At 46.5% G+C, this 13,992-nt stretch carries 12 protein-coding genes, 1 tRNA gene and 1 riboswitch; of the genes, 5 read left to right on the top strand and 8 right to left on the bottom strand.

What is annotated here, in order from left to right; genetic code table 11:
* Positions 1–25 precede the first annotated feature (25 nt).
* Both DXA74_RS00375 and DXA74_RS00370 read right to left on the bottom strand, forming a co-directional pair.
* Entirely contained in the window at positions 26–964 is a 939-nt protein-coding gene (locus tag DXA74_RS00375) for an acyltransferase family protein (protein ID WP_118524852.1), read from the bottom strand.
* Between the two features lie 39 nt (positions 965–1,003).
* The gene (locus DXA74_RS00370) at positions 1,004–1,609 is read right to left on the bottom strand and encodes a superoxide dismutase (RefSeq protein WP_118524959.1); all 606 of its coding nucleotides are present in this window, start codon (positions 1,607–1,609) and stop codon (positions 1,004–1,006) included.
* Positions 1,610–1,789: 180 nt separating this feature from the next.
* Between DXA74_RS00370 and DXA74_RS00365 the strand changes: the two genes are divergently transcribed.
* Positions 1,790–2,302: a nitroreductase family protein gene (locus DXA74_RS00365; RefSeq protein ID WP_118524851.1), complete on the top strand. Its 513-nt coding sequence runs from the start codon at positions 1,790–1,792 to the stop codon at positions 2,300–2,302.
* Positions 2,303–2,384: 82 nt separating this feature from the next.
* On the opposite strand, the gene DXA74_RS00360 is transcribed toward DXA74_RS00365, so the two are convergent.
* Both DXA74_RS00360 and DXA74_RS00355 read right to left on the bottom strand, forming a co-directional pair.
* Positions 2,385–3,899, bottom strand: coding sequence for a Na+/H+ antiporter NhaC family protein (locus DXA74_RS00360; protein WP_370448468.1), 1,515 nt, complete (start codon positions 3,897–3,899; stop codon positions 2,385–2,387).
* Between the two features lie 125 nt (positions 3,900–4,024).
* The gene (locus DXA74_RS00355; RefSeq protein ID WP_118524850.1) at positions 4,025–5,557 is read right to left on the bottom strand and encodes a peptide MFS transporter; all 1,533 of its coding nucleotides are present in this window, start codon (positions 5,555–5,557) and stop codon (positions 4,025–4,027) included.
* 314 nt (positions 5,558–5,871) lie between these two features.
* On the opposite strand from DXA74_RS00355, the gene DXA74_RS00350 reads away from it, so the two are divergent.
* A complete protein-coding gene (locus DXA74_RS00350; RefSeq protein WP_118524849.1) occupies positions 5,872–7,566 on the top strand; it encodes a SulP family inorganic anion transporter in 1,695 nt (564 codons plus the stop codon).
* 182 nt (positions 7,567–7,748) lie between these two features.
* Here DXA74_RS00350 and DXA74_RS00345 read toward each other — a convergent pair whose 3' ends face one another.
* From DXA74_RS00345 to DXA74_RS00335, 3 genes are all read right to left on the bottom strand, one after another.
* Positions 7,749–8,366: an HD family phosphohydrolase gene (locus tag DXA74_RS00345; protein ID WP_118524848.1), complete on the bottom strand. Its 618-nt coding sequence runs from the start codon at positions 8,364–8,366 to the stop codon at positions 7,749–7,751.
* 42 nt (positions 8,367–8,408) lie between these two features.
* Positions 8,409–9,191 (bottom strand): 4Fe-4S binding protein, encoded by a 783-nt coding sequence (locus DXA74_RS00340; RefSeq protein WP_118524847.1) that lies wholly within the window; start codon positions 9,189–9,191, stop codon positions 8,409–8,411.
* A gap of 97 nt (positions 9,192–9,288) precedes the next feature.
* A complete protein-coding gene (locus DXA74_RS00335) occupies positions 9,289–9,885 on the bottom strand; it encodes a porin family protein (RefSeq protein WP_118524846.1) in 597 nt (198 codons plus the stop codon).
* A 182-nt stretch (positions 9,886–10,067) separates the two neighbouring features.
* Positions 10,068–10,164: riboswitch (TPP riboswitch) on the top strand.
* A gap of 10 nt (positions 10,165–10,174) precedes the next feature.
* Between DXA74_RS00335 and DXA74_RS00330 the strand changes: the two genes are divergently transcribed.
* Genes DXA74_RS00330 through DXA74_RS00320 form a run of 3 tightly spaced genes read left to right on the top strand, consistent with a single transcriptional unit; the run spans position 10,175 to position 13,629 of the window.
* Positions 10,175–12,400 (top strand): TonB-dependent receptor, encoded by a 2,226-nt coding sequence (locus DXA74_RS00330; RefSeq protein ID WP_118524845.1) that lies wholly within the window; start codon positions 10,175–10,177, stop codon positions 12,398–12,400.
* Between the two features lie 18 nt (positions 12,401–12,418).
* The gene (pnuC, locus tag DXA74_RS00325; protein ID WP_118524844.1) at positions 12,419–12,997 is read left to right on the top strand and encodes a nicotinamide riboside transporter PnuC; all 579 of its coding nucleotides are present in this window, start codon (positions 12,419–12,421) and stop codon (positions 12,995–12,997) included.
* A complete protein-coding gene (locus DXA74_RS00320) occupies positions 12,994–13,629 on the top strand; it encodes a thiamine diphosphokinase (RefSeq protein WP_118524843.1) in 636 nt (211 codons plus the stop codon). The genes pnuC and DXA74_RS00320 overlap by 4 nt, the downstream gene beginning before the upstream one ends.
* A gap of 138 nt (positions 13,630–13,767) precedes the next feature.
* On the opposite strand, the gene DXA74_RS00315 is transcribed toward DXA74_RS00320, so the two are convergent.
* Positions 13,768–13,840 (bottom strand) — tRNA-Met (locus tag DXA74_RS00315).
* Between the last annotated feature and the right edge of the window lie 152 nt (positions 13,841–13,992).

Raw genomic sequence — 13,992 nt, 5'->3', positions numbered from 1 at the left:
CCGGACTATTTTTATAGAATCATATTTATCTCAAAAAGCGCTCACGTCCCCAGAAATAGCGCGACAGATGCAGGCGGTCCAAGAGCCAGGTCAGAAACAGGCATCCAAGCAAAGTGACCGAAGTGGCCACCACCAGAAAGAGCAGCCCAGTAGCATCAAAAGCAAACAGGGGAAGCAGCAATTTTGCCCCCATCGTAAAAATGGGAGAAAAGACCAGAATCGGGAGTGTATTCTGCCCGATAAACGAACTGCCACGTTGCACCCGCTCCGGAAGCCGGGAATAAACCGCCAGAAGCAGACTCATCACCAGATAGACTATGGTGACTCCACTCAAGGTATTCTTGTCGAAATGAACCGGATCAGCCAGCAACAGCAACAACGGCAGCAATGCCCAACAGCTGGGACGGATAAAAAGATTCAAGGGAACACTCATCCGGGCCAGAGCATAACCAAAGGCATAATAGAGCACATTGGTCACCGACATCAAGCCGGTAAAATGAGCCGTTGCAGCCAGAAGGACCGTTACCAACAAACTGCGAGAGAAATCATCCTTTATCTTTTTCAGACAACGGGTCGCGGTATAGACGATCACGGAAGCAATAATCAAAGTATGCAGATACCAATAGGGTCCTAAAGGATCCAGAAACAGCTTTCGCAGAATCAAAGTTCCCGAAAGCTGATCCACCGCATCGCGAGTCGGCAGGAAGGATGCCGCCGCCACATAACCGGTCTCAAATACCGCATAAGGCACAAAGAGCCACCACATGGAGCGCAGGAAATCCTTGGCCGGCTTACGCACATTCAGAAAATATCCCGAAAGAACGAGAAAGGCAGGCATGTGAAACGTATAGACAAACTGTTTGACCAGCGGATACTTATCTCCGATATAGGCCAAATGAAAAATGACCATCAACACGATACAGACACACTTGATAAAGTCTGCTGCTTCCAAACGTTCTTTCATATTCTCCTGTTGTTTTCTATGCTGTTTTTACGGAAGACCTCAACGCGCATCCATTCGGGCGGCCACTACCTTCCAGTCAATAATACTCCAAATTTTCTGAATATAATCCGCTCTCCGGTTCTGATAGTCCAGATAATAGGCATGTTCCCACACATCAATGCAAAGCAATGGAGTCTGACCATGCTTCAGCGGGTTGTCGGCATTCGGATACTGCTCTATCTTGAGAGATCCGTTTTCGGTCTGCACCAGCCAGGCCCATCCGGAACCAAACAGTTTCAAGGCCGCCTCACTCATACGCTGACGGAAAGTCTCAAAGTCATCGAACGAAGCATATATGGCTTCCTCCAAAGCGCCTTCAGGCAGGTTTTCCTCTCCTTCCTTAACCGGAGGTGCCAACTGCTCGAAATACATGGCGTGGTTAAATACCTGTCCGGCATTATTAAACAACGGACCGGCCGGAGCCTCCCGAATGATATCTGCCAGAGCCATGTCTTCATACTCTGTTGCCTCAATCAGCGTATTCAGCTGATTGACGTAAGCCTGCAGATGCTTTCCGTAATGATAGTTTAAAGTTTCCTCACTGATTACCGGTGCCAGGTCAGACAATCCATATCTGAGTTCCGGCATTTGAATTTGTGTTGCCATGGTGAAAATGATTTTAAATAGGCAAAACCGCTTGCCTACTAAACAAATGTAAGAAGAATAAATGATTATACCTATCAAATTAAAGGAAATCTTTTTCGGAAAAAAACATTTTCATCTGCCATCTTTTTGTAAATTTGTGAAAACAACTATCACTATCGTATAACCCTAAAAATAAAGGATATGAATTTTAAGGAACTTTGCACCAAGCGCTTTTCGGTCCGCTCTTATCTGCCCACTCAGGTGCCGGACTCTGCCGTTGAATATATTCTGGAATGTGCCCGTCTGGCTCCATCAGCCGTAAACAAACAGCCGTGGGTTGTCTATGTATGCCGCGACGAAGGCGTATGCCGGCAATTACAGGAAGCCTACAACCGCAGTTGGTTTCAGCAGGCTCCCATGTATCTGGTCGTTTGTCACCAGACCGATGCTTCGTGGGTACGTCCTTGCGACCAGAAAAACCACGGAAACATTGACATCGCCATTCTGAGCGAACATATCTGTCTGGCCGCAGCCGAACAGGGCCTGGGAAGCTGCTGGGTGTGTAACTTTGATCCGGATGGTGTACGTGCAGCGCTGAATCTGGAAGCGAATCTGGAGCCTGCAGTCATCATTCCTCTGGGCTACAGCAATGAAACGGAGACCGAACATCCCAAAGTACGCAAGCCACTGAATGAAATCTGTGTCATCAAATAAAGCAACAAACCCCGATAAGAAAGCAAATATTCCCGTCTGAGCAACAGGAGCATCCTGATCACACTCAGACGGGAATATTTTTTTAAGATACAATCGGTTCTTCAGATACTGTCTTTGGCTTGTGCCGGAATATCTTATATCCCAAAGCAGCCACCAAAAGGGTCATCAGCGGACTCAGATAATTAAAGAAGCAATAGGGCAAATAAACCAATGTGGACACGCCCAACACCATAGATTGTGTCATACCACAGGAGTTCCAGGGAATCAGCACCGAAGTAACCGTTACAGCATCCTCAGTACTCCGACTCAGAAGCCGGCTCTCAAAGCCCAAACGCTCATAAGTGTCGCGGAACATATTGCCCGTAAGGATAATGGACAAATATTGGTCGGCGCAAACCAGATTCATAAACAAACCCACCCCAACGGTAGAACCAACCAAAGAGAAGGTATTGTGTGCCAAACGGATGAACATGCGCATAATGCTTTCGATCATACCGGCAGCACTCATGGAGGCTCCGAAAATCATGGCACAGAAGATCAGCCACACGGTACTCATCATACCCGACATTCCCCGGGTAGCCACCAGTTCGTTCAAGGCCGGCACTCCGGTATCCAGACTGGTACTGCCATAAACCAGAATCATCACTCCCTTGAAACGGTTCATCCACTTGCCTAAATCATCTCCGGCAATCTGATCTACCAGATCGGTCTGTACCAATACAGCAGCCAAGCAGGCCATCACCGTGGCCGTAAAAAGAATCACCACTGCCGGCAATTTACGGGCAATCATCAGCGCCGTAACCAGCGGTACCAGCATCAGCCAGGGCGAAATCACGAAAACATGCTTCAACCCTTCTGTAAACTCTCCCACGTTTTGTGTAGTTGAATCATGCTGCATCAGTCCGGCCACCGTAAAAATAATCAGAGTGATCAGGAATGAAGGTACTGTCGTATAGCCCATATACCGGATGTGGGTGAAAAGAGGGGTACGGGTCGTAGAAGCGGCCAGAACGGTCGTTTCGCTCATTGGAGAAATCTTGTCTCCGAAATAGGCACCCGAAATAATGGCTCCCGCAATCCATCCTTCAGCAAATCCCTGCGCCTTGCCAATACCCAGCAAGGCAATACCGATGGTTGCGATGGTGGTCCAGGAGCTACCGGTCATAACGGATATAAAGGCACAAATGGCACAGGAAGACACCAGAAACCAACGGGGATCAATAATCTGCATCCCATAATAGATCATGGTTGGCACCACTCCACTCACCATCCACGAACCGCCGACAGCTCCAATGAGCAGCAAAATCAGAATAGCCTGCGACACTCCGCTGATATTTTCACTGACAGCACGTTCAAAGTCGTCCCATTTCATGGTTTTCAGCAGCAAGCCGATAATCACACAGCATGCCGAGGTGGTCAGCAAGGCAATCTGGCTTCCACCCGAAAGCGCATCACTGCCAAAAGCAGAAATCACACAAACCAGCAGACCGACCAACAACACCAGTGGGACAAAGGCCAGCCACACGGGAGGCAGTTTCCTGTTCCGATTCAAATCCTGAAGCATTCCTTCAGTGTCTACCTTGTAATCTTCCTTCATTTTTCTTGACTCTTCCTGTTACAACACTATTTTAAATCTGACAAAACCTCTTATACTTGAAAAATGCGTCATTGCCCTCGGACAAGGAACAATAACGCATTTCTATATCATTTACCCGATCAGAATCAGGCTACCTTTTCCAGTTTCTTCATGACTGAGAAGATGAACAGGGCTGCCAACAGACAGAGACCCATCAAAACTCCCCATACGACTGTCAGTTCGAAATCGCCCCACAAGAAAGCGGCAACAGAAGTCAGATAGTTACCGATTGCAGTAGCCACGAACCAGCCACCCATCATCATACCCTTGTACTTCGGAGGAGCTACCTTAGATACGAAAGAGATACCCATCGGAGAAAGCAGCAACTCACCGAAAGTCAACACCAGGTAAGTAGAGATCAACCAGTTTGGTGATACGAAAGAAGCTGTACCGGCCTGAACAGCCTCAGCCTGAGCATTCGGAGTCAGCAAACCGAAAGAAGCAAACATCATCAACACATAACCGCAGGCAGCAACCAACATACCCAAACCGATCTTACGAGGTGCAGAAGGCTCTTTGCCCTTGCGTGCCAATGAGCTGAAAATAGCCATAGACACCGGAGTCAGAGCTACCACGAAGAATGGGTTGAACTGCTGGAAGATCGGAGCATTAACATCTACTGCACCGTCCAGATTAACATATCTCCATCCCAGGAACGCAGCGGCCAGCACAATCACAATCGCAGAGATTCCTTTTGCCTTGGCAGTCTTTGACTGGAACAAAGAGAACAAAGCGTAAACGATGAAGATTACAGCAACCAGGTTCCATACACTGAACATCATGCTTTCCAGTCCGGTAGAACTCTTGGCAGTAAACTCATCTGCGAAATAAGTCAAGGTCAGACCATTCTGATGGAATGCCATCCAGAAGAAGATAACCACAGCGAATACCAGACACAGAGCCACGATACGTGCCTTTGTTTCTGCCGGTGACAATTCCTCAGCAGGAGCCTCCTGAGCCTTTCCGGCAGCAGCAGGTTTGGCAGCGCCACCCTCTACATGCTTGAAAGTGCTGCGGAATCCATAATAAATGGCCATGGAAACAATCAAAGAAACACAAGCCACAGCAAAGGCATAGTGATAAGAATCATTTTCACTCACACCCCAGGCTTTCTGAGCATAGTCCATCATAGCAACAGCTGCTGTCGGAGCAAACAAGGCACCGATATTGATGGCCATATAGAAGATACTGAAAGCCGAGTCGCGCTTGGCAGCGTATTGAGGGTTATCATACAGATTACCGACCATAACCTGCAGATTACCTTTAAACAATCCGGTACCGCAGCTGATCACCAGCAAAGCGGCAAACATGGCAATCATACCCATCGTTCCGGTTCCCATCGGAAGAGCCAGAAGCACATATCCGGCAAACATGGCAATGACACCAATGGTAACCATTTTTCCATAACCGAACTTATCGGCCAAGATACCTCCGATAAACGGGAGGAAATAAACCAAAGCCAGGAAAATAGAATAAATATTTCCTGCCACAGCATGCGACCAACCGAAGTTAGCCTTCAAAAACAAAACGAAAATAGCAAGCATAGTGTAGTAACCGAAACGCTCGCCTGTGTTGGCCAGGGCCAACGCATAAAGTCCTTTAGGTTGTCCTTCAAACATAAATTAATGGTATTAATTAGTTTAAAACTCAGTTTACGGTCGCAAAGATAAAACAAAAATAAAGAAAACAGATATTTAGAGCATTAATTCGTCTTGCAAAATGGAGAAAATACAAGCATAATGAAATAAATGGCCTCTTTTGGTCTTTATATTCAGAAAACAAATAATTACATTTCTTTATACTATATTCTTATTTTTGCAAAACAGAGATAACAAAATGAGATATTTTTCCGTCAAAAATGATTTAATAATAAATATTTTTCATAATTTTGCAGCTCACTAAGAAATATCACTATTTATTGCTTTACAGAATTATGAAGAGTTTTACATTTTCTCCTCAAATCGTTTCTGATTTGAAGAACTACTCGAAAGAAAAATTTGCAGCCGACCTGATGGCGGGAGTCATTGTCGGTATTGTGGCCCTTCCGCTGGCTATCGCCTTTGGTATTGCTTCGGGAGTAAGTCCGGAAACGGGAATCATTACAGCCATCATCGCGGGTCTGGCCATCTCTCTCTTCGGCGGCAGCAGCGTGCAGATTGGCGGCCCTACCGGTGCTTTCATTGTGATTATCTACAACATTATCCAGCAATACGGTGAATCAGGACTGCTCACTGCGACCATTCTGGCCGGTATCATTTTATTGGTTCTGGGTATTTTCCGTCTGGGTACCATCATCAAATACATCCCCTATCCTATTATTGTCGGTTTTACAAGCGGTATTGCCGTAACCATCTTTACCACTCAGATAAAAGACCTCTTCGGGCTGACTCTGTCTTCCAACCCGGCCGATTTCATCGAAAAATGGATTGTTTACGTTCAGAGTTTCGATACGATTAATTACTGGTCGGCTCTGGTGGGCATCCTCAGCATTGTCATCATTGCCGTGTTCCCCAAGATTTCCCGTGTGATTCCGGGTTCTCTGGTAGCCATCGTTCTGATGACCGTGGGTGTTTATCTGCTCAAGACCTATGCAGGCATCACCGGCATTGAAACCATCGGCGACCGCTTCACCATTGAAGGCAAACTGCCGTCACTGGCCATGCCATCGCTGGAATGGGAAACCATCAAATCCCTGATGCAACCGGCCATAACCATTGCCGTGCTCGGTGCCATCGAGTCCCTGTTGTCGGCTACCGTAGCCGATGGTGTTATCGGTAGCAAGCACAATTCCAATCAGGAGCTGATCGGTCAGGGAATTGCGAATGTACTTTCTCCACTCTTTGGTGGTATTCCGGCTACCGGAGCCATTGCCCGTACCATGACCAATATCAACAACGGCGGTAAGACTCCCGTTGCCGGAGTGATCCACGCCATCATGCTGTTGCTCATCTTCGTATTCCTGATGCCTTTGGCACAGTATATCCCGATGTCTTGTCTGGCTGGCGTACTGGTAGTAGTAAGTTATAACATGAGCGGCTGGCGTACCTTCCGCGAATTGCTGAAGAACCCGAAATCAGACGTATCAGTATTGCTCATCACTTTCCTGCTTACCGTGATCTTCGACCTGACCATCGCCATTGAGTTCGGACTGGTACTGGCTTGCCTGCTGTTCATCAAGCGTGTGATGAGTGTTGTCGAGATCAGCAGCATCCGCGACAAGATCATCCACACCGAAGACGTCACCATTTCCGGTAAGGAAGAGCATCTTGTCATCCCTAAAGACGTAGAAGCCTACGAAATCAACGGCCCTTACTTCTTTGGTATTGCCAACAAATTTGAGGAAGTCATGCTGCAAACCAAAGACCGTCCGAAAATCCGTATTATCCGCATGAGAAAGGTGCCGTTCATTGATTCTACCGGAATCCATAACCTGACCAGCTTATGCGAGATGAGCCGTAAGGAAAACATTCAGATTATTCTTTCGGGAGTGAACGAGGATGTTTACAACGCATTGAAGCGAAGCGGCTTCACCGAAAAACTGAAAGAAGAAAATATTTGTAGAAATATCCATGAAGCCATCAAGCGGGCAGAAGTCCTGCTTGAAAGCGATAAAGCCCCCAAAGCTTAAAGAACGAACGGATAGTCTATGATTTCTCTCCTTGTTAACTTTACAACAAAAGGTCTGTGTTCTCACGACACAGACCTTTTATGTTTTTATGATGAAAAAATCTCCAATCCTTCGGGCAGAGGATTACAGTCCTTCGGGCGAAAGACTTCCGTCCTTCCGGCAGAGGACTCTGAAACAAAGACCTACAATTCATCCAGATCCTTCCCACTGCGTTCCATAATATTGGCAGCCAGTTTGTCTGCCGTCTGAATAATGGTTACCAGAGGATAAAGTTTCTGAGAGGTATCAAAACATCTCTGATCTTCATAACTGTTCATATTAATGCCCCAGGCTCCCATATGCCAACGGATGGCAAGCATCTCATCATCGGTCAGGGCTATCCCGTTGCAAAGCAGCAGAATGACCGATTTCTCACCGTGTCCCATCGGAAAATTCTTATAAGACACCTTATATCCTTCACAGTCCTCCCAGGTTCCTAATGCGGTCTTGTGCTTTTTGACTGTCCGGAAATAAATATCGCTCTTGCATACATCGTGCAGCAAACTGGCAATAATGACACTCTCACGCTCTACTTCCTTGGCCAATCCGGGTTCCAGACCGATCATTCCCTCCCAAACCATCAGGGCAGCCTTGCAGGTATTCAGCGAATGTACCACCAGGCCTCCTTCTACATTCAGATGATGATTGGAAGATGCCGGAGCGGTGAAGAATCCCATCTCTTCCAGAGCCACCAATAAATCCTCCACTCCTTCGCGCTCCGTAGAACGGAGCAATTCCATAAACTCTTCCTTCGCACTCATAGTTTTCGTCTTGTCTTTTTATGTAGTAACTCCAGTGTGACATTAAAGGAAGAATTCCGGTTCGCGTCTTTCCCGGAAATTCTCATAAAGGTATTTGGTGAACGGAGTATCAAAAACACGCTGACCAAAAGGACATTTCTTCACACAGGCACAACAAAGCGTACACTTTGCCGCATCTGTTTCGATTTTTCCTTCGGGAGACTTGGATATGGCATGTACCGGACAAACTGCAATACATTTTCCGCATAACGTACAACCCTCCAGACAAACCGGTGCTACCGTCGGTTGCTCCTTTATCGCACGATAAGGAACATTTCCTTTCACCCATAAAGTTTCTTCGGAAATACCCTGCGCCAGTTTCAGAACAGTCTTCTGTCCCAGTTCACGGGCTTTTTGCAAGTCCGAGGCGTCCGGACGACCTTCGGCTACCGGCATCTGCTTACGACTGAAGCTGTGTTCACCAATGAAAGCACCGGCAGCTATAACCTTGAGATGCAATTTTTCAGCCTCATCACGCAGCTCGATCAAAGCATCTTCATAATCCCGGTTTCCGTAAACGACAGCTACAAGGGCTGGAACACCAGATGCCTGAATTCTTTGGAAACGCTGTATTGCCTGCAAGGCCACACGACCGGCATAAACAGGAGCGGCCAACACCAACAAGTCCGCATCACATACTATCGGGGAAACACTTTCATCTGTGGTCAGATCAAATTCCTTTATCTCTTTGGCTCCAGTTCCTTCAGCCAAGGCCAAAGCCACCTTTTTTGAGGTATCTGTAGGAGAAAAATACACTACAGCAACCGTTTTCGTTAAAGTTTCCATTCTATCTGTTTTGTATTAAAGACATACAAAGATATAGCTTCCTGGCCTGAAAAGCAACAGAGCGGACTCTTAATCCGTCATTCTCAAAAAAGCACTGTTAAAACCGATATCCCAGACTCAACTGCATACTGCGGTTCATAGACTTAAAATCATCATTTAAATATTTGCGCGTTGGAAGGAATCCATGCACATAACGGAAGTTCCACTCCAAATGCTCATTAAAGGCATACCCCACGCCACCGGCCAAAGCCACATCTACCGGTTTGGTAGCTTCGATGCGATGTCTTTCATCCTTGTATTTTTGATATTCTCCCAATAGAAAACCGACTTGTGGACCCAGTTCGAAATATAATCCGCTGGCAAACTGAAAACGAGCCAGTATCGGTATGTTCAGATAATGAAGATTATCTTTAGCCGTAATTTTATCTTTTTCGTCCAAAGACTCCCAAATTTCAAAGCGGCAACCTTGCAGAGCATAAAGCAATTCGGTCTGCAAACTCCACTCCTCATTAAGATGATAAGTTGCAAAGCCACCTACCTGAGCTCCAACCTTGAACTTCGGATCCATAGCTTCCCATTTCATTTTACTGGCATTCAATCCGCCTTTCACTCCAAAACTCCATTGTGCCCATAACGCAGTACTGCCCAGTCCCAGACCAATCACCAGAGCAGCCAATCTTTTCAAATTCATCATAGCTTTTATTTTTAATCGTTTATCCTTATAAACGGCCCTTTCCTTTTATTATTGTCCTTAAAGAAAGATTCTGACTTCCCTCAAATACTTTAGTCCGGCAAGGATTATTTAAAAATATCTATCCTTTTCTTAAAAAGGAAGGGCTGTCACAGAAAATATCATTAATTTTGCAGTGCGATGACAAATCTGTCGCGGGGTGCCTCATAACAACGGGCTGAGAACATACCCTTATCATCTGATCCGGGCAATGCCGGCGAAGAGAAATTATTTATTTTATACTTCATTATTTATGAGATTTATTCTTCTTACCTCCATTCTCACCGGAATGGTCAGTCAGTCGTATGCCCATCATGCAACTGACCAGGATTCTATTGCAGTAAACCGCTCTTTGGAGCGTGTGGACATTTTAGCCAATCGCGCTACACGAAAAAGCGGAACCGCTTACACAAACATCAGTAAGGAAGAACTGCAAAAAAGGAATCTGGGCAAAGACATTCCTTATTTATTAAGTCTGACTCCTTCGGCCATAACGACCAGCGATGCCGGAACCGGAATCGGTTACACCACTCTGCGCGTACGCGGAACGGACGCAACCCGCATCAATGTAACCATTAACGGAGTACCTCTCAATGATTCAGAAAGCCATTGTCTGTATTGGGTCAATGTGCCGGACCTGGCCTCTTCTCTCAAGGATGTGCAGATACAACGGGGTGCCGGCACTTCGACCAACGGTGCAGGTGCATTCGGTGCCAGCGTGAACATGCTTACCGACAATGCTGCCTTCAAGCCTTCGGCATCTTTTCAAGGTACCTACGGTTCTTTTAATACACATAAGGAAATGTTCCGTGCCGCAACCGGTCTGATAAACGATCACTGGACCTTTGACGCCCGGTTATCCAATATCGGGAGTGACGGATATATCGACCGCGCCTCATCCCATCTGCAGTCTTTCTTCACACAGGGAGCTTTCTATTCGCATGCCACATCTGTAAAGCTGCTTGTCTTCGGAGGAAAAGAAAAGACCTATCATGCCTGGAACTATGCCAGCAAAGAAGAGATGGAACAGTACGGACGTACGTTCAATTCCTGCGGAATGTATACGGACAGTGAAGGAAATATCCGCTTTTATGAAAACCAGAATGATATTTACAACCAGTTGCACAGTCAGTTGCTGATAAACCATACGTTCAACGCTTATTGGAAACTGAATGCAGCCCTGCATTACACTCATGGCGACGGTTATTATGAGGAATACAAACCGGAAAGCAACCTGACCGAATATGGTTTGAAAAGCCGTCTGGACGAGCAGGGAAACCGCTTGGATGACGATCTGATCCGCCGGAAACAGATGGATAATGACTTTGCTGGCGGACTGGCGGGAATCGCCTACCGCAAAGGGCCCTGGGATATTGCTTTCGGTGGAGCCTTCAACAGATACCACGGCAAACATTTCGGAAGAGTCATCTGGGTAAAACAATATGAAGGAGATCTGGACCCGCTGCACCCGTATTATGACAGCAAAGCATTCAAGAACGACGGAAACCTTTATGTGAAGGGCAGTTATGACATAACACCGCAACTCAGCGTATATGCCGATGTGCAATACCGGCATATCAGCTATCAGATAGAGGGAGAGAATGACAAATACAATCCGGCAACCGGAAAGATGCAGGAACTGAATGTAAACGAACATTTTAATTTCTGCAACCCGAAAGCCGGACTTAACTGGGAGATCAATAAAAGCAACCGACTGTATGCTTCTTTTGCAGTGGCTCAGAAAGAACCGACCCGCAACAATTACACCGAAATGAAACAGAACAGACTGCCACGACCGGAGCGTCTGCTCGACTATGAACTGGGATATCAGTTCCAGAACCGGATTGCGGCCTTGGGAGCCAATCTGTATTTTATGGATTATAAAGACCAGCTGATTCTGACCGGTGAAGTCAATGAAATCGGCGAAGCATTAACAGACAATGTACCGAAAAGCTATCGTCTGGGGGTGGAACTGACCGGAAGCCTGAAGCCTGTTGAATGGTTCCGCTGGGATCTGACTGCAACGTGGAGCCGCAACCGCATCGTGGATTTTACGGAAACACTCTACGACGAACAGATGAATCCCTGGGTAATCCACCACGGCAGCACACCGATTGCCTTCTCACCGGACTGGACGGCCAATAATCGTTTCACATTCTCTTACCGCCAATGGGAAGCCGCACTCAGCACTCAATATGTAGGCAGCCAGTATATGACCAATGCCGGCCAGAAAGACCAGATGCTCGATGCCTATTGTGTCAGCAATCTGGACCTGAGCTACACGTTCCACCCGCGTAAAATCAAAGAACTGGTTCTTGGCGTCAGCGTGTACAATCTGTTCAATGCCCAATATGAAAACAACGGATATGCCGGTAGTTATTATGAAACCGTTGATGGGAACAAGGTGCGCCAAAGCTATGCGGGATATGCTGCCCAGGCCGGCATTCATGCCTTGGGACATGTATCCATTTCTTTCTAACACTCAAAACAGACATCTATGAATTATCTGGAACTGGCCGGTACCCTTGTGGGACTGGCTTATCTGTGGCTCGAATACAAAGCCAGCATTTATCTGTGGATAGCCAGCATCATCATGCCGGCTATCTATATTGTGGTGTATTATCAGGCCGGCCTGTATGCCGACTTCGGTATCAATATTTATTATCTGCTGGCATCCGTCTACGGCTGGATTGCCTGGAGATACCAAAAAAAGGGACAAGAAACAACAGAAGCACAAGAGTCGGGCATCGGGTATCTCCCACTCCGCACGCTCCCCATCCTGCTCTTTCTGTTTGGAGTTTTGTTTGCCGGCATCGGGTTTATTTTAGTCTGCTATACCGACAGCACTGTGCCCTGGTTTGACAGTTTTACGACAGCACTGAGTGTCATTGCCCTGTGGATGCTGGCCAAGAAATATGTGGAACAATGGCTGGCGTGGATATTGGTAGATATTGTATGCTGCGGCCTCTATTTCTACAAAGATTTATATTTTACAGCAATTCTTTACGGTTTTTACACAGTAATTGCTATCTTTGGCTTCTTGAAATGGAAACGTCTCATAAAAGCAGAACAATGAAAACAAATACCACTGAATTTATTCCGGAAGCAGTAGTCGTAGCCAACGGTGATTTTCCTTTCCGCCCCACACCAGTACACAAGCTCAAATCAGCTCCTTATGTGGCCTGTTGCGACGGAGCCGCCAACCAGTATCTGGACTCCGGTCTCGTACCGGATATTATTGTAGGTGACAGCGACTCTATCGACCCGCAATACCGGCGTCTGTATGCTTCCATCATCCATCACGACCCGGATCAGGAAACCAATGACCAGACCAAAGCCATACGCTTCCTGCAAGGAAAAGGATTCCGGAAAATAGCGATTGTGGGAGCAACCGGTATGCGTGAAGATCATACCTTGGGCAATATCAGTCTGCTGATGGAATATCAGAAAATGGGACTGGATGTACGTATGTATACCGATTACGGTGTCTTTATTCCGGCAGAAAACGACTGTAGCTTCACTTGCCCGGTAGGCACTCAAGTTTCCATCTTCAATTTCGGCACACAAGGTATGACCGGTGAAGGCTTGAAATATCCGATCCGTGATTTTCAAAGCTGGTGGGAAGGTACACTGAATGAAACCACCGAAGGCACCTTTACGATTCGTTGCCAAGGTCCTTATCTGGTTTATATCGGAGAAAAGAAATAAAAAGAAAGAGGTATTATAATTTTATCCCAATGATAGTGCTGAGCTGTCGTTGGGATTTTTTTATGTCCCGATTTTGTCCCGACGTATACAAAAAGAAAAACGCAATCTGCTTTTTATCAGCAAATTGCGTTCCTTTAGTTGCGGAGGCCCGACTCGAACAGACGACCTCCAGGTTATGAGCCTGGCGAGCTACCAACTGCTCCACTCCGCGATGTTAACCATCCATCAGGAGGTTGTTTCCTGATTTCGATTGCAAAGGTAAGGCTTTTCTATATATCCTCCAAATTTTCGGCAAACTTTTTTTATTTTTTCTTCAAAAAAAAGAGATTCACCACCTAAATCAGGTCATTTCTGCCCTCATAT

The organism is Bacteroides sp. OF04-15BH, assembly GCF_003477995.1.
Classification (GTDB): Bacteria; Bacteroidota; Bacteroidia; order Bacteroidales; family Bacteroidaceae; genus Paraprevotella.
Note: the sequence above shows the minus strand (reverse complement) of the source record. Positions and strands in the feature narration are given on the sequence as shown.

Bases quoted from the DNA above. Each gene is read 5' to 3' on its own strand.
- DXA74_RS00330 (WP_118524845.1), top strand. From the start codon at position 10,175: ATGAGATTTATTCTTCTTACCTCCATTCTCACCGGAATGGTCAGTCAG.
- DXA74_RS00345 (WP_118524848.1), bottom strand. From the start codon at position 8,366: ATGAGTGCGAAGGAAGAGTTTATGGAATTGCTCCGTTCTACGGAGCGC.
- DXA74_RS00360 (WP_370448468.1), bottom strand. From the start codon at position 3,899: ATGAAGGAAGATTACAAGGTAGACACTGAAGGAATGCTTCAGGATTTG.
- DXA74_RS00320 (WP_118524843.1), top strand. From the start codon at position 12,994: ATGAAAACAAATACCACTGAATTTATTCCGGAAGCAGTAGTCGTAGCC.
- DXA74_RS00365 (WP_118524851.1), top strand. From the start codon at position 1,790: ATGAATTTTAAGGAACTTTGCACCAAGCGCTTTTCGGTCCGCTCTTAT.
- DXA74_RS00355 (WP_118524850.1), bottom strand. From the start codon at position 5,557: ATGTTTGAAGGACAACCTAAAGGACTTTATGCGTTGGCCCTGGCCAAC.
- DXA74_RS00375 (WP_118524852.1), bottom strand. From the start codon at position 964: ATGAAAGAACGTTTGGAAGCAGCAGACTTTATCAAGTGTGTCTGTATC.
- DXA74_RS00340 (WP_118524847.1), bottom strand. From the start codon at position 9,191: ATGGAAACTTTAACGAAAACGGTTGCTGTAGTGTATTTTTCTCCTACA.
- DXA74_RS00350 (WP_118524849.1), top strand. From the start codon at position 5,872: ATGAAGAGTTTTACATTTTCTCCTCAAATCGTTTCTGATTTGAAGAAC.
- pnuC (WP_118524844.1), top strand. From the start codon at position 12,419: ATGAATTATCTGGAACTGGCCGGTACCCTTGTGGGACTGGCTTATCTG.
- DXA74_RS00370 (WP_118524959.1), bottom strand. From the start codon at position 1,609: ATGGCAACACAAATTCAAATGCCGGAACTCAGATATGGATTGTCTGAC.
- DXA74_RS00335 (WP_118524846.1), bottom strand. From the start codon at position 9,885: ATGATGAATTTGAAAAGATTGGCTGCTCTGGTGATTGGTCTGGGACTG.